Source organism: Arthrobacter sp. StoSoilB22 (genome assembly GCF_019977315.1).
Classification (GTDB): domain Bacteria; phylum Actinomycetota; class Actinomycetes; order Actinomycetales; family Micrococcaceae; genus Arthrobacter.
On sequence record NZ_AP024652.1, the window covers coordinates 4,243,601 to 4,263,712 of the forward strand.

Sequence of the window (20,112 nt, forward strand, 5' to 3'; positions counted from 1 at the left end):
TAACCGCTAGGAACCTTGCGGAGCCTTTGTATAACCTGCACAGAGATCCAAGAAGCGGGTGTTGGCTTCCACCTCGCCAATGCTGACTCGTACACCCTCGTTTCCAAAGGCACGGACTGACAGGGCCTGTTCCGCCGCCAAAGCAGCAAACTCCGCGCTGTGCTCCCCAAGATTCAACCAAACAAAGTTGCCTTGAGCCTCTGGAACAAACCAACCGAGTTCCCTCAGGCCAGCCGTCACGCGATCCCGTTCATCCACCAGGCTTTGTACCCTTTCCACAACCTGATCGAAATTCTCGATGGACGTAACGGCAGCTCGCTCCGCAATCTGGGAAACGGCGAACGGAGTGGCCGTCACCCGGAGATGCTGGGTCAGCAAGGGACCGGAGACACTGTAGCCAACGCGCAGGCCAGCCAGTCCGTGCGCTTTGGAGAAGGTCCTCAGAACCACCACATTGGGGTATTTACGGTAGAGCTTGATGCCGTCCACAGCCTCCGCATCCCGGACGAACTCCTGGTACGCCTCATCGATGACAACCACCACATTGGGCGGCACCGCCTGGATGAAGCGTTCCGTTTCCTCGGCCGTAAGGATGGGACCAGTAGGGTTGTTCGGCGTACACAGGAGGATGACCTTGGTGCGGACGGTTACTGCGGCAGCCATGGTTTGGAGGTCGTGGCGCCCGTCTGGCAGCAGCGGAATTTGGACACTTGCTGCCCCGGCGAGGCCGACGCAGATGGGGTACGCCTCGAAGGAGCGCCAGGCGTAAATCACCTCGTCCTGCTTACCGTCGTCATTCTGCCCTGCAAAGGTGCCCAGGATTTGGTTCAGTGCCCCCAGGCTGCCGGCGCCCGTGACAACATCGTCAGCCGGAACATCAAGGAAGTCAGCCAAGGCGTTACGCAGCTTTGTGGCCAGCGGGTCCGGATAGCGATTGATATCGGTCTGATCTGCGATTGCCTGCAACACTGCAGGAATCGGAGGCAGAGGGTTTTCGTTGGACGACAATTTATAGCTGGTGAGGCCCGCAATCGCAGCAGGTGGTTTACCAGCTGCATATTTGGGGAGCCTGTCCACGACCGGACGAGGGATTACGCCCTCCGGTACGTTGTCAGTAGTAGTCATGGCTTCAAGCCTACTTGCCCACCCATGGCTGACACCGAGCTCCTTAACAGCAGCGTGTGAAAGCATGGGTCCATGGGTTCATTCATCATTCGTGTCTTGATCAACGGGCTTGCCTTGTGGGTTGCAACCTGGCTCCTGCAAGGCATGGACATCTCCACCAGCGCCACGGAATCGGCCGCGGCCAACGCCGGACTCACCCAGGGCGCAGACACCGCCGGCATCATCCTGGCGTACCTGTTCATCGGCCTGATCTTCGGAGTGGTGAACGCCTTCGTCCGCCCCTTGGTCAGGCTGTTGTCCCTTCCGGTGACCATCCTGACGCTGGGTCTGTTCACTATCGTGATCAATGCAGCCATGCTGTACCTGACGGCATGGCTGAGTACCTTCACGCCCGTGCACCTCACTATTGACTCCTTCTTCTGGACAGCAATCCTTGCCTCCATCATCATCAGCATCATTTCCATGGTGGCGGGCCTTATTCCGGGTGCCAAGAAGCGCTAACACTTCCCCACCCGGACACGTCCGTACGAGCCCTACCTTGTTGCAGCTCCCTGCTTAGTCTTCTGGATGGTAGGTGGCGAGGGAGGGTGTGGAGACGGCGGTTGGACCGGAAGCGGAGCTCTTTCCAGCTTGAACCGAGTCACCTTGGCAACGCCGCCCACGCCCACAACACCAACGAACGCTGCAGTCGAGGCTGCCAGTGACTCGTCATGGCTCGCGGTCACCAGCGCAGCTCCTGCAGCATAGTTCTCCTGGGAATGTCCGGGGCCGATGCCGGGATCCTGCCCGTCCGGAGTTTTGACCTCATTTGTCAGCGTCACCGTCACCCGGTCTTTTGTGTCGACGTTAACTCGGCCTTCGGCTCCAGGAACCCAGTCTTGGGTATGTTCCAAATGCAGTGAACTGATACCGGGCTCGGGGGTGATGCCTCCCACGGGCGATCCGGCCGTGAGCACATACTTAAGGTCGAATTCTTCGAGGAACGCCCTGTTCTGGCTGAGATTCATGGCGTGGAGACCTCCTTGGCTATGTCCTACTGCCACCACTTGATCGCCCGCCTCAGCTCCGGCTTCTCGGAGTGCCTGGCCAACGGCAGAGACAACTTCTTCAGAGTCGTATCCCAGTGCTTCGCCAATTCCCTGCGTGTCGAAGGGGTTGGAGCTGGGTGAATGAGGTTGGGTGCCCGGGATCAGTACCATCCAAGAAGGCGAGCCGCTGTTGTCGAGGCAGATAATCTCAATCTCACCGTCGTTGCGGGCATGGAGTCTCTCGAGACGACGAAGGCTTTCCGCCATGGACGGTTCCATATCCTCGACCGATTCGTCCATCTTTTCGATGCTGACGGGTCTTGGTCGCATGTCCGAAAGCCGGGGCACCTCAAGGATCTGGTGAACGACGCCCCCTGGAGTCGTCCAGAATGGAAGAAGACCTGAGGCCAGATAGTTGCTCATATCCCGGGTAGGCGGCCAGGCCGGCTTTATCTCGCTAAGGTTCGGGAGCAGCGGCAGGACGTTTTTGGCTTCCCCTTCCACATAATCCCGGTGGCTTGCCCGCACACTTGCGCTGACCTCCACCAGTTCCTGCCGGACTCTTCCCACTTCCTTGCGGCTCTCGGCCACAGCATTGAGGGCTTTGCAGCCTGTTTCATAGGAGTCGTACAGAAAGGGTTCCAGGCCGTCTTGGACCTGGCGGGCCTCGTTTTCTATACCCACTAGTTGTTGAACCAGTCCATCGAGCGTTCCCGCGCCGCGGAGGAGTTCTTCGAGCTGAAAAGACATTCCGCCCACACCTCCCCTGATACTGAGGATTCCATCGTTGGCCGGAGGGGTGGGCTGCGGCGCTGCGCCGGCCCCGACGGGAGCTGAATCTGCCATTACGGCCCCCGTTCGCTGGAGACGGAGACGTTCTGAGAGTGCCTGAGCACCACCGCCACTGCGGCCTCCAGAGACTCACGTGCTCGCATCAGCGCTGAAGCATGCAAGGCAAGGGTTATCCTGTATGCCCGCCCGGCAGGGGAAAGCCAGTCGTCTACCTGGGCTCTGCGCAGCGACGCAAGGACCACGTCCACTTGGTCCACGCACGATTGCATTCGCCAGGCCAACCTCTGTACTTCATGGCTTCGGGAAGCGCACTGCAAGGGATCAAATGTGGGCGGGTTGGGTGCAGGCATCAAGCCGACGCTCATTGTCTGTGTACTCCATTGATTGTTCTGCTGATCGATAAGGTCGACGCTACGGAGCAGCAGAACCCACCGGAAGTTGCTTTGTCGCTTATGTGGATAACCTGAACGGCCGTCCACATAGCCTCGTCATGGTCTGCATGACCCCTCGCGGAACATGAAAGAATAGGCATCATGGCTGAATCCCTCCGCGTGTCTCTCGCTTCCGAACCCCTCGCCCTTGGCGCCCTCGACGGGCGCTACCGTGCCGCCGTCGCGCCCCTCGTGGATTACTTGTCCGAGGCCGCGCTTAACCGCGATCGCGTTCACGTCGAAGTCGAGTGGCTCATCCACCTGACCAGCCAGTCCGTTCTGCCCGGCGCCGGGCCTCTGTCTGACCAGCAGGTGGCCCAGTTGCGTGCCATCGTTACCGAATTCAACGCTGCGTCCGTCAACGAACTCGCGGAAATAGAAGCCGTCACCGTCCACGACGTCAAAGCTGTTGAGTACTACATCGGCCGCCGCCTAGGGGCAATCGGCATCGAGAACCTCACCGCCATGGTGCACTTCGGTTGCACGTCCGAGGACATCAACAACCTTTCCTACGCTGTGGGAATCAAGGGTGCGGTGGAGGATGTGTGGCTGCCCAACGCCACCGCCCTAGTGAAGCAGATCGAGGCCATGGCCGAGGCAAACCGCTCCGTGCCCATGCTGTCCCGCACCCACGGCCAGCCAGCCACGCCCACCACCTTGGGCAAGGAACTTGCTGTCATTGCTCACCGTTTGAACCGCCAGTTGGCGCGCATCGCCAAGACTGAGTACCTCGGCAAGATCAACGGCGCCACCGGAACGTACGCAGCCCACGTGGCTTCAGTTCCCAGCGCTGACTGGGAAGCGGTCGCCAAGACGTTCGTGGAAGGCCTGGGCCTCACGTGGAACCCGCTCACGACGCAGATCGAGAGCCACGACTGGCAGGCTGAGCTGTACGCGGACATCGCGCGCTTCAACCGCATCCTGCACAACGTTTGCACGGACATCTGGAGCTACATCTCCATCGGCTACTTCCGTCAGATTCCGGTTGCCGGGGCCACCGGCTCCTCCACCATGCCGCACAAGGTGAACCCGATCCGCTTCGAGAACGCCGAAGCCAACCTGGAAATCTCCAACGGGCTCTTGGACACTTTGGGGGCCACCCTGGTGACCTCCCGCTGGCAGCGCGACCTTACGGACTCCTCGTCGCAGCGGAACATCGGCGTCGCATTCGGCCACTCGTTGCTCGCCATCTCCAATGTGGCCAAGGGTTTGAAGGCCCTCGACGTCGCAGAAGAGGTCCTCGCGGGCGATCTCGACACCAACTGGGAAGTCCTTGGCGAAGCCATTCAGATGGTCATGCGGGCCGAGGCAATTGCCGGCGTCGAAGGCATGGAAAACCCTTACGAGCGCCTCAAGGACTTTACCCGCGGACAGCGTGTGGACGGCGCCCGCATGCAGGAATTCGTGCAGGGTCTCGGCCTCTCCGCTGACGCCGAAGCCCGCCTGCTCGCGCTGACCCCGGGCAAGTACACGGGCATCGCGGACAAACTGGTGGACCACCTTCAGTAAGGATCATCTGTTGTAGTACAGAACGCTCGACGACGGCGGGCCGGGGCTGGGTGCCTCGGCCCGCCGTCGGCTTATCCAGCGATCGGCGATTAGGCTGGTGAACAGAAGCGCGTTCCATCCCGGTTGCTGCTACCAGCAGCTCAGCGGGGGCCCTGAGACACGGCGTGTCGGGCTATTCCGGTGCTCAGCCGGCTGGTTGGCTGGGAGTAACCGGGCAGGAGCGCGGGAGGCGAGCAAGGCCGAAACTGTTACATCGGAAGGAGCGGAGCACCCATGAAGCTCCTGTTGATCAGGCACGGACAGACACCCGGCAACGTCGCAGGCCAGTTGGACACTGCGTTCCCGGGCCCCGGGCTGACCAAGCTCGGTGAGCGCCAGGCGTCCGCCCTGCCGAAGGCTCTGGCCCATGAAGCAATCGAAGCCCTGTACACCTCCACCCTGCTGCGCACTCAGCGGACCGTCGCTCCCCTGGCGAAAGCTATCGGATTGGAGCCGGCAATCCTGGACGGAGTCCATGAGATCGAGGCGGGCTCACTTGAAAAGAAGACCGACCACGAATCTCACCGCCGTTACATGAGCACCGTCTTTGCGTGGACGGATGGCCACTTGGATGTGCGCATGCCCGGGGCTTCTGACGGACACGACTTCTTTGCCAGATTTGACGCTTCAGTCCAGCAGGTTGCGGCCGCAGGACATTCGACGGCGGCAATCGTCAGCCACGGTGCTGCTATCCGTTGCTGGGCGGGCCGTCGGGCGACAGACATCGACACCGTGTTCGCCGAAACGCATCAACTCCCCAACACTGGGATCGTTGCGTTGGAAGGGGACCCGGAAAGCGGATGGCGGGTGCTTCATTGGGACCAAATCCCTGGCGGAGGCACGGCGCTGGCAGACCACACCGCGGAGGACCCGACGGGCGAGGCACTTCACCCCTGATTCCGTACAGCCCATGCCGGCGCACCGTCCGCCTTGCACGCTGCGGGCCCTACTCTGCACGCTGCGGGCCCTACTCTGCACGCTGCGGGCCCTACTCTGCACGCTGCGGGGCCTGCTCTGCTCGGTAAAACCACCCATAAGGGCGCAGAGCGGGCCTCACAACGCAAGAAAGTCCCGCAATTCTCCCACCCCTTACGCGCAGGAAACACCGCGGTAACCGCAGCTCCCTAGGCTTAGTACGCATAGACCCCTCCCCGAAACCCGGCGAAAAGAGGCACAAATGCAGACAAACCCACGGCTCAACATCCGGCAGGTAACTTGGGCGAATCCCGTGGGCGCAGACCTCCGCGCCGCACAGCAGGCAGAACTCGACGCGAGGTTCGGCACCACGGACCATGAGCCTGGGCCACCGCCAACGGAAGCAGACACAGCAGTTTTTGTGGTGGCTTACGAAAAATGCTCGGGCCAGCCTCTGGGATGCGGCGGTTTGAGAATGCTGGATGAGAACACCGCAGAGATCAAGCGGCTCTATGTGGTCCCGTATGCCCGCGGCTCCGGAGTGGCGAGCTCCATCCTTGCCGCCCTTGAAGCGCAGGCTCATTCGCACGGTTTTACTGTGATCGCAGCTGAGGCGGGGTCGGCCCAGTCAGACGGGAGAAGCTTCTATGAGAGCGCGGGCTTTGCGGCCGTCCCGAATTTCGGTCCTTACGTCGGTGCCAGCGGATCGTTTTGCTACTCAAAACGGATCGACTCGCACAGTGCCTCGCACACCGCCATGGCCTAGCGTTCGGGCGCAACATCAAGCGCGGGTTGCTTCAGTTCGATAATCTCGGATTATGGAAAAAGCAGACATCACCTTCCGTACCCGCAAATGGGTGCGGCCCGAGGACCTTAACGCCAACGGCACGCTCTTTGGTGGCAGCCTGCTGAAGTGGATCGATGAAGAGGCCGCGATCTACGCCATCCTCCAACTGGGCAACGGCCGTGCCGTCACCAAGTACATTTCGGAGATCAACTTCGTCAGTTCCGCAGTTCAAGGTGACTTGGTTGAGATGGGCCTGACCGCGAAGCGCTTCGGCCGCACGTCCTTGACCATGCGCGCCGAGGTCCGCAACATGATCACGCGCGAAGCGATCCTTACCATCGAGGAGATCGTCTTTGTGAACCTCGGCCCCGACGGCCGCCCCCAACCTCACGGCTACACGGAGATCACGTACGACCGCGATCGCATCCCCACGCACCACCTGACTGAAACGCTCGACGAAGACTGAACCTGCCGCCGTCGGGCGCTTGATGACCGCTGGTACCCGAAGACCGTCTGTGAGAGGGAAGGCGGGACGCTAACCGGGATGGAACGTTCGGTGAAACCAACAACCGCACCGTTGAACCCACCTGCCCCAGCAGGGTAGAACGGGTAGATGAGCAACGACGTGAACTCCTGGATGGATCAGTACGAACGCGCGTGGACCTCGAATGATCCCGCAGAAATCAGGGCGCTTTTCACCGAGGACGCCGTCTACTACGACCGGCCCAACACGGCGAAACCGTGGAACGGCCACGAAGAGATCGTCAAAGCATGGGCTGACGCCGGGGACAAGCCGGAGGACTGGACGTTCGAATGGACGCTCTTGGGCAGGGACGACGACACGGCTTTCGTCCAGGGCCTGACCACGTACCTTAACGGCGACCCCACCTACGACAACCTGTGGGTCATCCGGTTTGCTGAGGACGGCCGCGCCCGCGAATTCACGGAGTGGTACATGGCCCGCAAATAGCTAGCGGGATTTATAGAGGACGTTGGGGTGGATCCAGGCGGACCCGCCAGTGGAGCTCTTGGCCGCGTAGTACTCCACGTCGTCGTACGTTGTCAGCAACCGGGCTGACCCGGCTTTGATGTCCGTATCCACACTGATAAGGCTCACGGTCCCCGGAAGTTCGTCCTCCGCCGTCGCTTCCCGCACCAGGACATCCAGGCCCGTCGGCGACGAACAACCAGCCACTCCGAGCATAGTTACAACAGCAAATACAGCTACAACACGACGATTCATGGCACTGTCCCTCAGGCTGCCTCGTTCATTCGAGCCTAACCCACGCGCAGGCCGCGGATACCAAAGGGTCAGTAGCTTTCGCGGTCAGCCGTCTTAGACACCGGAATGAACGTGGATGCAAAGCCCTCGGAAGCGCGGGCCAGCACCGCAACATCGGCGCCCACCAGGACAAAGGAGGCCCCGGCGTCGAGATAGGCCCGGGCGGTTGATTCGTTGAAGGCGTTCACGCCGGCGGGCTTACTTGCCGCTTTTGCGGCTTCAAGGCAATGCTCGACGACGGCCCTCACCAGGGGATTTTCCTGCTGTCCCAGCAAGCCCATGGAGGCTGCTAGGTCCGAGGGGCCGAGGAAGATGCCGTCCACGCCGTCGACCGCCAGGATCTCCTCCACCGCTGATGCCGCAGCCTCCGATTCGATCTGGACCGTCAGGCTGATCGATTCCGAAGCGGACGCCAAGTAGTCCGGGACCCGGTTCCAGCGTGATGCGCGGGCCAGAGCCGAGCCGACTCCCCGCACCCCGAGTGGCGGGTACCTTACCGCGGCCACTGCGGTGGCTGCCTCGAAGGCCGAGTTCACCATGGGGATCAGCAGGTTCTGCACACCGAGGTCCAGGTATTGCTTGATGATCACGGTGTCGTTGACGGGTGGCCTGACCATGACCTGCGGCGGGTACCCGCTGACGGCGTGGAGCTGCGCAAGGATGGATTCGAGCCCGTTGGGGCTATGCTCGGCGTCGATCAGCAGCCAGTCCAAACCGGAGCCCGCGCAGATCTCCGCCACGAGCGGACTGCCGGAACAGACCCACATGCCGGCCAACGGACGGCCGGCTTCGGAGAGGGCCGAATAGAAGGTGGGGCTCAGCTGAAGTGACATGTCACAACTCCCAACGGTCCGTAGTCCGCGTGCACGGTATCACCTTTGTACACCCATAGGGGACGTGTAAACGAGCCCGCCAGGATGATATCTCCGGCTTTCATCGAGTCACCGTGCGCGGCAATTTTGTTGGCCAGCCAGTGGACCCCGTTGGCCGGGTGATCGAGCACTCCAGCGGCCACTCCGGTCTCTTCCACGGTCTGGTTTTTGTACAGAATGGCGGAGACCCAGCGGAGGTCGACGGCGTCGGGCCGCACCGGGCGGCCGCCCACCACCATGGCGCCCATCGCAGCGTTGTCCGAGATGGTGTCCACGATGGTCCGGCCCTCCATTTCGATCCTGGAGTCCAGGATCTCGAGGGCCGGGACCACGTAGTCGGTGGCGTTGAGGACGTCGAAAATGGTGCAGCCAGGTCCTTTGAGCGCGTCTTTGAGGACAAACGCCAACTCCACCTCAACCCGCGGATGCGTGTACTGGTCCCACTCCACTGAGCAGCCGGTTTCCAGGACCATGTCATCGAAAATGGCACCGTAATCAGGCTCGGTGATGCCCGTGGCGGCCTGCATGGCTTTGGACGTGAGGCCGATCTTCCGCCCCACCAACGTGCGGCCTGCTTCTTCGTTCCGCCGCATCCAGAGCTGCTGAACGGCGTAGGAGTCCTCCACCGTCATATCGGGGTAGCGGGCAGTCAACCGCGGAACCGGCGTACGGGAACGGCCGGCTTCGAGGAGCTCGTCGGCAATGGCTTCGATCGTCTTCGCGTCCATCATGGTTTAGACCTGCGCTCCCAGTTTGAAGCCCTCGGCAGCTTCGCCGGAGGCAGCGTCGGCGCGGGTGTAGGAGAAGCCATCGGCGCCCACGGTGACGGCCATTTCGGACTTGTCTTCGCGTTCAATAATGGGCTGCGGGTTTCCGTCGAGGTCCAGGACCGGGGAGGCCTCCGTGTACCAGGACGGGACCACGGGGTTCCCCCACCAGTCACGGCGCTGGTTGTCGTGGACGTCCCACGTGACGGTGGGGTTGTCCGGGTCTCCGGTGTAGTAGTCCTGGGTGTAGATCTCCACGCGGTGGCCGTCCGGGTCCAGGATGTAGAGGTAGAACGCGTTGGACACGCCGTGGCGCCCGGGGCCGCGTTCGATCCTGTCAGAGATGCGCAAGGCGCCCATCTTGTCGCAGATCTGGATGATGTTGTGTTTCTCGTGCGTGGAGAACGCGATGTGGTGCAGGCGGGGTCCGTTGCCGCCGGTCAGGGCGGTGTCGTGCACGGTCTGCTTGCGGTGCATCCAGGCGGCGTACGTGACGCCGTCGGAATCTTTGATGTCCTCAGAGACGCGGAAGCCCAGATCCTCGAGATAGGCCCGGCCGCGCGGAACGTCCGGGGTGACCTGATTGAAGTGGTCCAAGCGGACCAGTTCACCGGCGGAGTAGAGGTCGTAGCGCTGGGTGAGGCGTTCCACGTGCTCCACGTCGTAGAAGAACTCGTACGGGAAACCCAGCGGGTCCTCCACGCGGACGGAGTCGCCCACGCCCTTGGTGAAGCCTTCCTTGCGGCGTTCCACCCGGCAGCCCAGCTCGCGGTAGTATGCCTCGGCGGCGTCCACCTCGGCCGGGGACTTCACCCGGTACGCGAACGCTGCAGCGGCGGCGACGGGGCCCTTGCGAAGGACCAGGTTGTGGTGGATGAACTCCTCGAAGGAGCGCAAGTAGATGGTGTTCTCGTCCTCTTCGGTGACGTGCAGGCCCAGGAGGTCCACGTAGAACGCGCGGGACTTCTCGAGGTCAGTGACCACGAGTTCCAGGTAGGCGCAGCGGACAATGTCCGGCGCGGGGACCGACGGTGTGGGGATGGGGCCGGTGAAGTTGCTCATGGGATTCTCTCTTCGTTGAAAGGGGTCAGGTGGATGGAGTTTTTGTACAGGTACGGCCCTTAAGAACGGGTTTTAGGGGCGTTATCTGTACAAAAACTCCGAGTTTAGGCGCCGAATTTGGGGGTGTGCACGGATCCGAGGGTGATGTGCACGGCCTGCTGGTCGGTGTAGAAATCGATGGAGCGGTAGCCGCCCTCATGGCCCAGACCGGACGCCTTCACGCCACCGAACGGGGTGCGGAGATCGCGGACATTGTGGCTGTTGAGCCACACCATGCCGGCTTCCACGTTCTGGGAGAAGTTGTGGGCCCGGGTCAGGTTCTGCGTCCAGATATAGGCCGCCAGGCCGTACTTGGTGTTGTTGGCCAAGGCGAGGGCTTCGTCGTCGTTCTCGAAGGGCGTGATGGCCACGACGGGACCGAAGATTTCCTCTTGGAAGATCCGCGCGTCAGGCGCGACGTCGGCAAACACCGTGGGTGCGATGTAGTTGCCCTCAGGGAGGTGGTCGGGTCGGCCGCCACCGGCCAGGAGCCGGCCTTCGGACTTGCCGATCTCCACGTAGGACGCCACCTTGTCGTAGTGCTCCGGGTGTACGAGTGCGCCCACCTGGGTCTTGAGATCGTGGGGATCGCCCACCACGATCTTCTTGGCCCGGGCGGCGTACTTCTCGCAGAATTCGTCGTAGATGGCCCGCTCCACCAGGATGCGGGAGCCGGCGGTGCAGCGCTCGCCGTTGAGCGAGAAGACCCCAAAGAGCGCGGAATCAATGGCTGCGTCCAGGTCTGCATCTGCGAACACGACACACGGGGACTTGCCACCGAGCTCCATGGACAGGCCCTTGAGGTTTTCGGCCGCGTTCCGGAAGATGGTCTGGCCCGTGGTGGTCTCACCGGTGAAGGAAATCAGCGGAACATCCGGGTGCTTCACCAGTGCATCGCCGGCTTCTTCGCCCAGGCCGTTGACCAGGTTGAACACACCGTCAGGCAAGCCTGCGTCCTTGAAAATCTGCGCCCACAGTGACGCGGACAAAGGTGTGAATTCGGCAGGTTTCAGGACCACGGTGTTGCCCGTGGCCAGGGCCGGGGCAAGCTTCCAGGACTCCAGCATGAACGGGGTGTTCCACGGGGTGATCAGGCCGGCGACGCCGATCGGCTTCCGGTTCACGTAGTTAATTTGTGAGCCCGGGACCTTCATGGCGTCGTCGAACTGGGCCACGATCAGGTCCGCGAAGAAGCGGAAGTTCTCCGCCGCACGGAGGGCCTGGCCCTTGGCCTGGGTAATCGGCAAGCCGGTATCGAAGGTTTCGAGTTCGGCGAGGCGTGCTTCCTGCGCCTCCACGGCATCGGCAATCTTGTTCAACACCCGGGCACGCTCGCGGGGCTTCATCTTCGGCCACGGCCCATTGACGAAGGCTTCACGGGCGGCGGCGACAGCAAGGTCGATGTCTTCCTTTTGGCCGGCAGCAGCGGTGGCGTAGTTGCCGTTGGATACCGGATCCAGGACGTCGAAGGTCTTGCCGGACACCGAGTCAACGAACTCACCGTTGATGAAGTGCTGGATGTGGGTGGGCAGGTCCTGGGGGACGTAGTGCTTGGTGGTTTCTGTAGAGGTACTCATCATTGAAGTCCTTACTGGTTCTTTGCTGTGGCGAGGTACGCGTCCAAGGTGGCGGCGCGGTGTTGTCGGGCTGCTTTTTCGATGGTGTCGGCATCTGCTCCGCCCTCGATGAGCTGGAGGAGTGCCTCGTGTTCGCGCACCGATTCCTGGGCGCGTCCGGGGACAAAACGGAAGGTGGACGATCGCAGGGACGCCAGCCTGTTCCACCCCCGGTGCACGAGGTCCAGGATGTGCGGGTTGGGGCAGTGCTCAAACAGGACGCTGTGGAAATCCTGGTTCAGCGCGGTGAAGCGGACGGGATCAAAATGCTCCAGGCATTCGCGCATCTCGGCGTTGACCGCACGCGCACGTTCTATGGCAATGGCATCGATCAGTGGCGCGGACAACGCGGTGGCCGCACCTTCCACGATGCTCAGCGTCTGCATGGTGTAGAGGTACTCGGTGGGATCAATGCCCGAGACCGTGGCGCCCACGTTCCGCTCGAACTTCACCAGCCCTTCGGCCTCCAGCCGGCGGATCGCTTCCCGCACGGGAACCACGCTAAAGCCCAGGTCCTCGGCGATCTTGGCGAGCACCAGCCGGTACCCCGGCGTGTAGGTGCCCTGGATGATCCGCTCCTTGACGGCGGCATACGCCTGCTGGGATTTACTCTCGACGGCGGCGCTCTCGACGGCGGTTTCAGGCACCGTGGGCTCCTTCCGCGGTTTGCTGGCGAGCGGACCACTCCTGGAAGCGTGCCTGCCATTCCTTGTTCATGGGGTAGAGCCCGTCAACGCTGTTGCCTTCCTGCACCATCTGGAAGATGAAGGTTTCTTCCTTCTCCTGGGCAATGCAGTCATCGGCAAGTTCATCGGCGATGGCCGGCGGGATCACCAGAATGCCGTCCGAGTCGGCCACAATGATGTCCCCCGGCTGCACGGTAGCGCCGCCGCAGGCGATGGTGATGTCCGTGTCCCACGGAATGTGGCGGCGGCCCAGCACTGCCGGGTGCGGGTTGGCGAAGTAGGTAGGCATGTCAAGGTCAGCCACGGCCGAGTAGTCGCGGACGCCGCCGTCGGTGATGATCGCGGCAGCTCCGCGGACCTGGGCCCGCAGCGCCAGGATGTCCCCCACGGTGCCGGTGCCCTTCTCGCCGCGGGCTTCCATGAGCAGGATTTCGCCCTCGTTCACGGAATCGATGGCACGTTTCTGGGCGTTGAATCCGCCGCCATGGGTTGTGAACAGGTCCTCGCGGTTGGGAACGTAGCGGAGAGTCCTGGCGAGGCCCACCACTTTGCGGTCCGGACGGGTTGCCTGCAGTCCGTCGATGCTTACATTGTTCAGTCCACGCTTGCGGAGTTGCGAAGAAAGGGTCGCCGTAGCAACGGATTCCAGCTTCGCCTTCAGCGCCGGAGTCAGCACGGAAACGGCAGGAGCCAAACCGGCAGCTTCGCGCGATCCGTAGGCCTCTTCCCGCTGGGTGTCATCAGTCCTGGGCCGGGCACCAAAGTCCGCGAACGGCGTCGTACCTTCCGTTACTCTGGTGGCCAGGCGGCCGCTGCTGAAGTCGCCGCCGGTGACTTCAATTTCGACGACGTCACCCGGCTTGGCAACAGAGGCGCCGGCCGGGGTGCCGGTGAGGATGATGTCGCCCTCTTCCAAGGTGAGCAGCTGGGAAAGGTCCGCGACGAGCTGCGCGAACGGGAAGAGCAGGTCCTCGGTGGTGTCGTCCTGGACCAGGTCCCCGTTGTGCCAGGTGCGAATTCGCAACTGGGCCGGGTCAACGGCGTCGGCCGGGATCAGCGCGGGACCAACGGGAGTGAAGCCGTCGCCGCCTTTGGAGCGGACATTGGAGCCCTTGTCCGCGTAACGGAGGTCGTACACGCCGAGGTCGTTGGACGCCGTGACCCACTCGACGTGGCTCCAAGCGTCCTCAAGACTGACGCGGCGGGCGGACTTGCCGATGACCAGCGCGATCTCACCCTCATAGCCAAGCAGTTCACAACCGGCCGGGCGCTCTACCGTGCCTGGAGCTTCAGTGGTGCCGAGCGCCAGCGAGGACGACGGCTTCAGGAAGTACGACGGCTGTTCAGGGGTGCGTCCGCGCTGTGCGGCGCGGCTGGGGTAGTTGATGTGGACGGCAATGACTTTGCGCGTCCGGGCCAGCATGTCCTGGCTGACTTCCTGGGTCCGAAACTCCAATGTCACGGCGCCTCCTCTTCCTCGAATACGATCAAGTACGAAATCGTATACGAATCACTATGACGTCGAACGTGACCTTCGTCAACCCCCCGTACGCACCCAACCGAGTAGCAGCAGAGCGCGTTTTCAGCGCTCACAACCGCTCTGCTGCGACCTAGTTGGGTGAGGGTGGAGTTGGGGGAAGCCTACAAACTGTCGGTGGGCTCCCGTAGGGTACCGGCATGGACATCATCCTTGTACCCGGATTCTGGTTGGACGCATCGTCGTGGGAGGAGGTGACGCCGCCCCTGGAAGCAGCTGGCCACACGGTTCATCCGCTGACGCTGCCAGGGCTGGAGTCGGTGGATGCTTCACGCGCGGGCATCGGCCTCCGCACGCACATTGACGCCGTGGTGACGAAGGTGGACTCCCTGGACGGCAAAGTCATCCTGGTGGGCCATTCTGGTGGAGGCGCCATCATCCACGGCGTGGCAGACACCCGCCCGGACCGGGTAGCCCACGCCATTTACGTTGACAGCGGACCGCTCGGTGAGGGCGGGGTCATCAATGATGAACTGCCCGACGACGGCGACGACCTCCCGCTGCCGCCTTGGGAACTGTTCGAAGACGAAGACCTGATTGACCTGACTGACGAGCTTAAGGAAGCGTTCCGTGCGCGGGCCATCCCCGAGCCCAAAGGCGTTGCCTTTGACCAGCAACACCTGAGCGATGTCCGGCGCTACGACGTTCCGGCCACCATCATTGCCTGCCAGTTCCCGTCCTCTCTCCTCAAGGAGTGGATGAATGCCGGGCATCCCTTCACCGCGGAACTCGCCAGGATCCATGACGTCGGGTACATCGACCTCCCCACGGGACACTGGCCGCAATTCACCAAACCCAAGGAACTGGGCGAGGCGATCCTGACTGTGGTGGAACGCGTCAGCTAAGGCTTGGGCGGCGTGTTAGTGGCCGGCCCTTCCGGTGCAGCGCCGCCCTCGCCGGTCCAGTCGCTTCCTGTGGTGTCATCAAGGGCGGGATCAGAGACGACATCCGACTTAATGGTGGGAACGGTGGACGTGCTGCTGGAAGTGGAGTCCGTGTGCTGGCCCGACTTGGGGGAAGTAATGCCCGGGAACATGGTCTCGGCCTTTTCCATCAACTTCTTGCCGGCCTCATACAGGTTGTCCAGAATGTCCGGAACCGACTCTTGGACCGCTTCCGTAGCTTGATGGACGTTCTCTTGCACGTCCGGGTTCTTCCAGACCTTCTCCGTGCCTCCGCGGATCCGCCGGTACACCTCCGGCCAGGACTTCGATCCCCACACGTAGCCGACAGCCACGCCAACTGCGAACAATGCTTTGCCTTTCACAGCGATCACTCCTTTCGAGGTGTTTGTATATCGACATTAGCCCCGCGCGCCGCACCCTGTCACCTCCACTTTGACGGCGGGGCGGCTTATTTGATGGCGGGGTGACTTAGCTGTGACCGCCAAAATAGAGCATTAAATTCAACTGCTTTGCCAACCATTGGAATTCCACAGAACTAACAGGATGACAACCCCATGGATGAAAACCCTGAGGACCGGGGCTGCGGGCCGAGGGCCTGAGGAGCATTCGGATGCAAACCCGAAGCCGTCGCGCGAGAAAGTTCAGCGCACTGCCAAGGGGTTCAGGGACTCCCATAAGGGCCAATGGAGCACGAATCCCCGGTGTTTGGAGGCCGCAAGCAAGGGCGAGCTAATAGTCAGGTTACTTGCTACTAGTCCCGGGAGCAGCTAGCGTTGCTGATGTAGCACCCAGTCCGACCCCATCGGCACGGGTACTTTGTTCGCTGTAATTCATAATTTCATCGGGGTTGCGCAGTTCGTTCCACTCCCCACATTCCATAGGGCCTTCAGGGCCCGCATTTGGTGCCTACATTTTGGAACAGGGCACCCGATGAACTGAACCTCTTCATAATGTTCATGGGATCTCCATCAACAAGAAAGTAGGAACAAAAATGGGTTTCTTTGGTTTTCTTCTGCTCGGTCTTTTGGCCGGCGCTATCGCTAAGCTTATTCTTCCCGGCCGTCAGGGTGGCGGCTGGCTCATCACTCTCGTGTTGGGCGTCGTCGGCGCACTCCTGGGTGGTTGGATCGGCAGCCTCATCTTCGGCACCGGGCTGCAGGAATTCTTCTCCCTCACCACGTGGCTCCTGGCCATCGGCGGCTCCATCATCGTGCTGCTGATCTACGGCCTGGTCACCGGCCGCAAGGCACACCATGGCTAACAGCCAGAACCACGACGCCAATGGCGATGAACTCGACGGCCAGTATGTCGAGGGCGATTACGGTGACGCAGGCGCGTCACCGGAAACGCTGAAGGAGGACGCCGGCGGTGATTACACCGAGGGCGACTACGCCGAGAAGACGGTCCCATCCGCGGACGCAGAGCTCGACGAGCACAACACGGAAGACACCCCAAAGGACCGGCCCTTCTCATCCGAACCGGATGAAGAAGCGTCAGGCTCCAGTCGGCCGTAACATCTGAATACAGTCAAGAGCCCGGAGAACTGCAGCTGCAGTCTCCGGGCTCTTGCGTTGCCCGGGACCTGATATTTTCGGGCACGGATTGTTGGGCGCTCGGCCTGGACACGCGGGTAGCGTCGAAGGAAAGGATGGAGGCAGGTGCAAGAGGGAGACGGGGTGCCGGACATGATGCACGGCTGGAACCGGGCAATAGGGCTGATCGAGCAGGACTTGACCACGGACATCGAAGTACGGTTTTTGGCCAAAGCCGCTTTGACGTCCGAGTATCACTTCAGACGGATGTTTTCCTCCCTGGCAGGCATGCCGGTTTCTGAGTACATCCGCAGGCGGCGCCTCACCGCAGCCACGGCGGAGATCCTGGAGGGCCTTACGGTCCTGGACGTGTCCGTTCGCTACGGATACGGATCGGCAGAAGCATTCGCCCGTGCCTTCAAGGCCATGCACGGACTGAGCCCCTCCGAGGCACGGCTTCCGGGCGCAGTTCTCCATTCCCAGCCTCAACTGAGGTTCCACCTCCGAGTCGAAGGGAACACCGACATGAAACACCGCATAGAAGACAAAGAAGCATTCCGCCTTATTGGCCTCAAAGCCCGCGTACCGCTGGTCTACGAAGGACCCAACAACGCCATCATCGAATTCCAGCGCGGCGTGGATCCTTCTGTCACCAAGCGTTTGCTGGAGCTTGCTGATATGGATCCGGCCGGACCTGTGTCCGTAACGGACAACCTCGAAGAACAGCGCACCGAGGGCAGCGAACTGGACTACTGGCACGCGGTGGCCTCTACCCAAGCGGCTCCGGAAGGTTTCGAGTCCCTTGAAGTCCCGGCAGGCTTATGGGTGGTCTTTGAAGCTGAGGGAAAGCTCCCGGAAGTCCTGCAGGGCATGTGGGCAGACGCCGCAACGGAATGGTTTCCTGCCAACCCTTACAGGTGGGCACCGGGACCCGAAATGCTCAGCGTCCAAGTGGGGCCCGGGGGCACACACGGCCGCGGCCAGTTGTGGATCCCCGTGGAAAGGGAAGAAGCGGGTTAAAGCCCCTTGCCACCCGTGACGGGAAGGACCGCCCCTGAGATGTAGGATCCTTCGTCGGATGCCAGCAGCACGTAGGCCGGTGCCAGCTCGGCCGGCTGGCCTGCCCGGCCCAGGGGCGTGTCCTGCCCGAACGTGGGCAGTTTGTCCGGCCATTCGGTAGCTGGGATCAGCGGAGTCCAGATGGGGCCCGGCGCCACAGCATTGACGCGGATACCCTTGGATCCCAGTTCCTCGGCCATGGCCTTGGTGAAGGCTACTTGTGCTGCCTTGGTCATGGCGTAATCGACCAACTGTGCGGAGGGGTTGAAGGCCTGTATCGAGGCCGTGACAATGATGGAGGCACCTGGACGAAGATGCGGAATGGCCGCCTGTGCCGTCCAGATGAGGGAATACAGATTGGTCTTGAAGACGCGGTCGAACTCCTCGGTGGGGATAGTCTCCAGCCCTTCGCGGTTCTTCTGGTACGCCGCGTTCAACACCACTACATTGAGCCCGCCAAGCTCCTGCACCGTACGTTCCACGATCTGCGCCGCGAAGCCTTCATCCCGTGCGTCGCCGGGCAGCAGCAGGACCTGCGAGCCGCACTCACGGATCCATTCCGCCGTCGACTGCGCGTCTTCTTCTTCCTCCGGCAGGTAGCTGATAGCCACGTTGGCACCTTCACGGGCGTACGCGATGGCGACTGCCGCGCCGATGCCCGAGTCACCGCCGGTGATGAGCGCGATCTTGCCTTGGAGACGCCCATGCCCCACGTAACTTTTCTCGCCGTGATCTGGTTGCGGATCCAACGGTCTGGTAAGTCCGGGCTGTTTCTGTTCCTGCTGGGGGAACTTGCCCGAGTGGTACCCGCTGCGGGGGTCCGATGGTGCGGAGGAGAGGCGGTTTCCGTCGGTTAGCGGCTTATCAGCCTGGTTCGGATCACCTTGCGTCATGGTTCTGCCCCTTTTCAGATTGCACTACACGGTTCCTGTGCCCTGTACCCAGCCTCCCAAGCTCCTAAACCCGGATAGCCCTAGGTCCGCAGCGTCCTCGCTTTGACCATGAGAAACAGACCGTAGGCAATGAGCCCCAGAGCCACGGCAGCCAACAGATAAGGCCCGTAGGGCTGCTCCTTCAGGGCTTTCAGGCCGCCGTCAAGCCCGGTTGATTGTTCGGGCTGGGCGCGGGCCGCGGCAATAACCACCAGCAGGCCAACCAGGAACAAAGCGATTCCTTTTGCGATGTAGCCCACCACGCCAACCCAGAGTTGGAACTTATGCACCGTCTGCTTGGACGACAGCGAAAGGTCTTTGGTGAACTTCTTCCGGAAGCCCCTGACCACAAACACGATGCCGGTAATGGCGATACCTGCACCAAGGGCAATGAGCAGGAATACCCCGAACGGCGCCTGCATGAGAGTCGCGGTGAAGTCGCTGCTGGACTCCCTGCTGTTCCGGCCTTGCCCCAGCACGAAGGACACGATGGTGGCAGCCAAGGCGGCGAATACCAAGGCCTGGCCAAGGGCAGAGAGCCTCTTGGTCAGCTTGTTGTCCGAGACGTTCCGATAACCAAGGATGGCGTTTCCCAATTGCCACAGAGCAAGCGCCGCACAGGCCGCGAAGCAGGCCCAGAGCAGGACGGGTCCGGCTGGCTTGTTGGCCAGCTCGGTCACTGCCCCGCTGACGTCGGCCTCGCCGCTGCGGCCCACCGCGAGCTGGATTGCGATGACGCCAATGAGGACGTGCAGCAGGCCGCTCACGGCGTATCCCGCGCGGGCAACGGCTGCGAAAGTCTGCGAATTAGCGGCTTCCTCGGCCACGTCGGCGGCCTTTCTCATCTCATCCTTGATGACAAGCCTCCTTGTTGAGTGGACTGGATTCCATGGTCCCTTAAACGACGTCGGGCAGGGTACCTTCCAAGGGAAAGGTCCCTGCCCGAATCACAAACCGTGGTGTCCTAGAACCCAACAACCGACTGCGGCCAGATGCTCCGGAGACCCGCGCCAAGGGGATTGAACTGCTCACGGATGGTCACCACCGCACGGGCCTGACCAGCGGCGTCCGCGGCATGGCCAGCGGTGTCGGCCGTGCCCGCAAGTGCTTCGGACTTCGTGTGAGCCGAGCCGGCAGTTACGGACTTGGCGGAGATCTGGTCAGTCATTTCGGTGGTCCTTCCTGGAAGTTCCCGTC

The 20,112-nt window shown here is 61.9% G+C and carries 23 protein-coding genes; 10 read left to right on the forward strand and 13 right to left on the reverse strand.

Translation table 11 applies throughout. The features are described 5' to 3' along the window. Window positions 1–6 precede the first annotated feature (6 nt). A complete protein-coding gene (locus tag LDN70_RS19640; protein WP_223941169.1) occupies window positions 7–1,125 on the reverse strand; it encodes a histidinol-phosphate transaminase in 1,119 nt (372 codons plus the stop codon). A 72-nt stretch (window positions 1,126–1,197) separates the two neighbouring features. Here LDN70_RS19640 and LDN70_RS19645 point away from each other — a divergent pair, with 72 nt between their 5' ends. Next, entirely contained in the window at window positions 1,198–1,626 is a 429-nt protein-coding gene (locus LDN70_RS19645) for a phage holin family protein (protein ID WP_142937549.1), read from the forward strand. 32 nt (window positions 1,627–1,658) lie between these two features. Here LDN70_RS19645 and LDN70_RS19650 read toward each other — a convergent pair whose 3' ends face one another. After that, window positions 1,659–2,999 carry an alpha/beta fold hydrolase gene (locus tag LDN70_RS19650; RefSeq protein ID WP_223941170.1) on the reverse strand — a complete coding sequence of 447 codons (1,341 nt, stop codon included), beginning with the start codon at window positions 2,997–2,999 and terminating at the stop codon, window positions 1,659–1,661. Between the two features lie 479 nt (window positions 3,000–3,478). On the opposite strand from LDN70_RS19650, the gene purB reads away from it, so the two are divergent. The 5 genes from purB (at window position 3,479) to LDN70_RS19675 (ending at window position 7,596) form a co-directional block, all read left to right on the forward strand. Further along, window positions 3,479–4,885 carry an adenylosuccinate lyase gene (gene purB, locus LDN70_RS19655; RefSeq protein ID WP_223941171.1) on the forward strand — a complete coding sequence of 469 codons (1,407 nt, stop codon included), beginning with the start codon at window positions 3,479–3,481 and terminating at the stop codon, window positions 4,883–4,885. Window positions 4,886–5,158: 273 nt separating this feature from the next. Beyond that, the gene (locus LDN70_RS19660; RefSeq protein WP_223941172.1) at window positions 5,159–5,821 is read left to right on the forward strand and encodes a histidine phosphatase family protein; all 663 of its coding nucleotides are present in this window, start codon (window positions 5,159–5,161) and stop codon (window positions 5,819–5,821) included. 280 nt (window positions 5,822–6,101) lie between these two features. Further along, window positions 6,102–6,605, forward strand: coding sequence for a GNAT family N-acetyltransferase (locus LDN70_RS19665; protein ID WP_142937545.1), 504 nt, complete (start codon window positions 6,102–6,104; stop codon window positions 6,603–6,605). 52 nt (window positions 6,606–6,657) lie between these two features. Continuing rightward, window positions 6,658–7,092, forward strand: a complete 435-nt coding sequence (locus LDN70_RS19670) for an acyl-CoA thioesterase (RefSeq protein ID WP_011776502.1) — start codon at window positions 6,658–6,660, stop codon at window positions 7,090–7,092. Between the two features lie 147 nt (window positions 7,093–7,239). Continuing rightward, a complete protein-coding gene (locus LDN70_RS19675) occupies window positions 7,240–7,596 on the forward strand; it encodes a nuclear transport factor 2 family protein (protein WP_166842508.1) in 357 nt (118 codons plus the stop codon). Here LDN70_RS19675 and LDN70_RS19680 read toward each other — a convergent pair whose 3' ends face one another. From LDN70_RS19680 to LDN70_RS19710, 7 genes are all read right to left on the reverse strand, one after another. Next, complete coding sequence (locus LDN70_RS19680; protein ID WP_142937543.1) at window positions 7,597–7,869, reverse strand: hypothetical protein; 273 nt, start codon at window positions 7,867–7,869, stop codon at window positions 7,597–7,599. A gap of 68 nt (window positions 7,870–7,937) precedes the next feature. Next, window positions 7,938–8,741 carry an HpcH/HpaI aldolase family protein gene (locus tag LDN70_RS19685; RefSeq protein ID WP_223941173.1) on the reverse strand — a complete coding sequence of 268 codons (804 nt, stop codon included), beginning with the start codon at window positions 8,739–8,741 and terminating at the stop codon, window positions 7,938–7,940. Beyond that, window positions 8,726–9,511: a 2-oxo-hept-4-ene-1,7-dioate hydratase gene (gene hpaH / locus LDN70_RS19690; protein ID WP_142937541.1), complete on the reverse strand. Its 786-nt coding sequence runs from the start codon at window positions 9,509–9,511 to the stop codon at window positions 8,726–8,728. The genes LDN70_RS19685 and hpaH overlap by 16 nt, the downstream gene beginning before the upstream one ends. 3 nt (window positions 9,512–9,514) lie before the next feature. After that, window positions 9,515–10,609: a 3,4-dihydroxyphenylacetate 2,3-dioxygenase gene (hpaD, locus tag LDN70_RS19695; RefSeq protein WP_166842509.1), complete on the reverse strand. Its 1,095-nt coding sequence runs from the start codon at window positions 10,607–10,609 to the stop codon at window positions 9,515–9,517. Window positions 10,610–10,713: 104 nt separating this feature from the next. Beyond that, window positions 10,714–12,225, reverse strand: coding sequence for a 5-carboxymethyl-2-hydroxymuconate semialdehyde dehydrogenase (gene hpaE / locus LDN70_RS19700; RefSeq protein WP_223941174.1), 1,512 nt, complete (start codon window positions 12,223–12,225; stop codon window positions 10,714–10,716). An 11-nt stretch (window positions 12,226–12,236) separates the two neighbouring features. Next, a complete protein-coding gene (locus tag LDN70_RS19705) occupies window positions 12,237–12,911 on the reverse strand; it encodes a GntR family transcriptional regulator (protein ID WP_223941175.1) in 675 nt (224 codons plus the stop codon). Next, window positions 12,904–14,373: a fumarylacetoacetate hydrolase family protein gene (locus tag LDN70_RS19710; protein WP_250821455.1), complete on the reverse strand. Its 1,470-nt coding sequence runs from the start codon at window positions 14,371–14,373 to the stop codon at window positions 12,904–12,906. Before LDN70_RS19710 ends, LDN70_RS19705 begins: the two co-directional genes overlap by 8 nt. A 254-nt stretch (window positions 14,374–14,627) precedes the next feature. Between LDN70_RS19710 and LDN70_RS19715 the strand changes: the two genes are divergently transcribed. After that, window positions 14,628–15,332: an alpha/beta fold hydrolase gene (locus tag LDN70_RS19715; protein WP_223941177.1), complete on the forward strand. Its 705-nt coding sequence runs from the start codon at window positions 14,628–14,630 to the stop codon at window positions 15,330–15,332. Here LDN70_RS19715 and LDN70_RS19720 read toward each other — a convergent pair. Next, complete coding sequence (locus LDN70_RS19720; protein WP_142937535.1) at window positions 15,329–15,754, reverse strand: hypothetical protein; 426 nt, start codon at window positions 15,752–15,754, stop codon at window positions 15,329–15,331. The two genes, LDN70_RS19715 and LDN70_RS19720, sit on opposite strands and share 4 nt — an antisense overlap. 629 nt (window positions 15,755–16,383) lie before the next feature. Between LDN70_RS19720 and LDN70_RS19725 the strand changes: the two genes are divergently transcribed. The 3 genes from LDN70_RS19725 to LDN70_RS19735 all read left to right on the forward strand — a co-directional run bounded on the left by LDN70_RS19725 (window position 16,384) and on the right by LDN70_RS19735 (window position 17,944). Further along, window positions 16,384–16,653 carry a GlsB/YeaQ/YmgE family stress response membrane protein gene (locus LDN70_RS19725; RefSeq protein ID WP_142937534.1) on the forward strand — a complete coding sequence of 90 codons (270 nt, stop codon included), beginning with the start codon at window positions 16,384–16,386 and terminating at the stop codon, window positions 16,651–16,653. Then, the gene (locus LDN70_RS19730; protein ID WP_142937533.1) at window positions 16,646–16,906 is read left to right on the forward strand and encodes a hypothetical protein; all 261 of its coding nucleotides are present in this window, start codon (window positions 16,646–16,648) and stop codon (window positions 16,904–16,906) included. The genes LDN70_RS19725 and LDN70_RS19730 overlap by 8 nt, the downstream gene beginning before the upstream one ends. 144 nt (window positions 16,907–17,050) lie before the next feature. Beyond that, window positions 17,051–17,944, forward strand: coding sequence for an AraC family transcriptional regulator (locus LDN70_RS19735; RefSeq protein ID WP_223941178.1), 894 nt, complete (start codon window positions 17,051–17,053; stop codon window positions 17,942–17,944). Here LDN70_RS19735 and LDN70_RS19740 read toward each other — a convergent pair. The 3 genes from LDN70_RS19740 to LDN70_RS19750 form a co-directional block, all read right to left on the reverse strand. Next, window positions 17,941–18,876: an SDR family oxidoreductase gene (locus LDN70_RS19740; protein WP_223941179.1), complete on the reverse strand. Its 936-nt coding sequence runs from the start codon at window positions 18,874–18,876 to the stop codon at window positions 17,941–17,943. The two genes, LDN70_RS19735 and LDN70_RS19740, sit on opposite strands and share 4 nt — an antisense overlap. An 80-nt stretch (window positions 18,877–18,956) precedes the next feature. Further along, on the reverse strand, window positions 18,957–19,760 hold the full coding sequence (locus LDN70_RS19745) for a DUF1206 domain-containing protein (RefSeq protein WP_223941180.1): 804 nt from the start codon (window positions 19,758–19,760) through the stop codon (window positions 18,957–18,959). Between the two features lie 119 nt (window positions 19,761–19,879). Further along, window positions 19,880–20,083, reverse strand: coding sequence for a hypothetical protein (locus LDN70_RS19750; protein WP_166842516.1), 204 nt, complete (start codon window positions 20,081–20,083; stop codon window positions 19,880–19,882). Window positions 20,084–20,112: the final 29 nt, after the last annotated feature.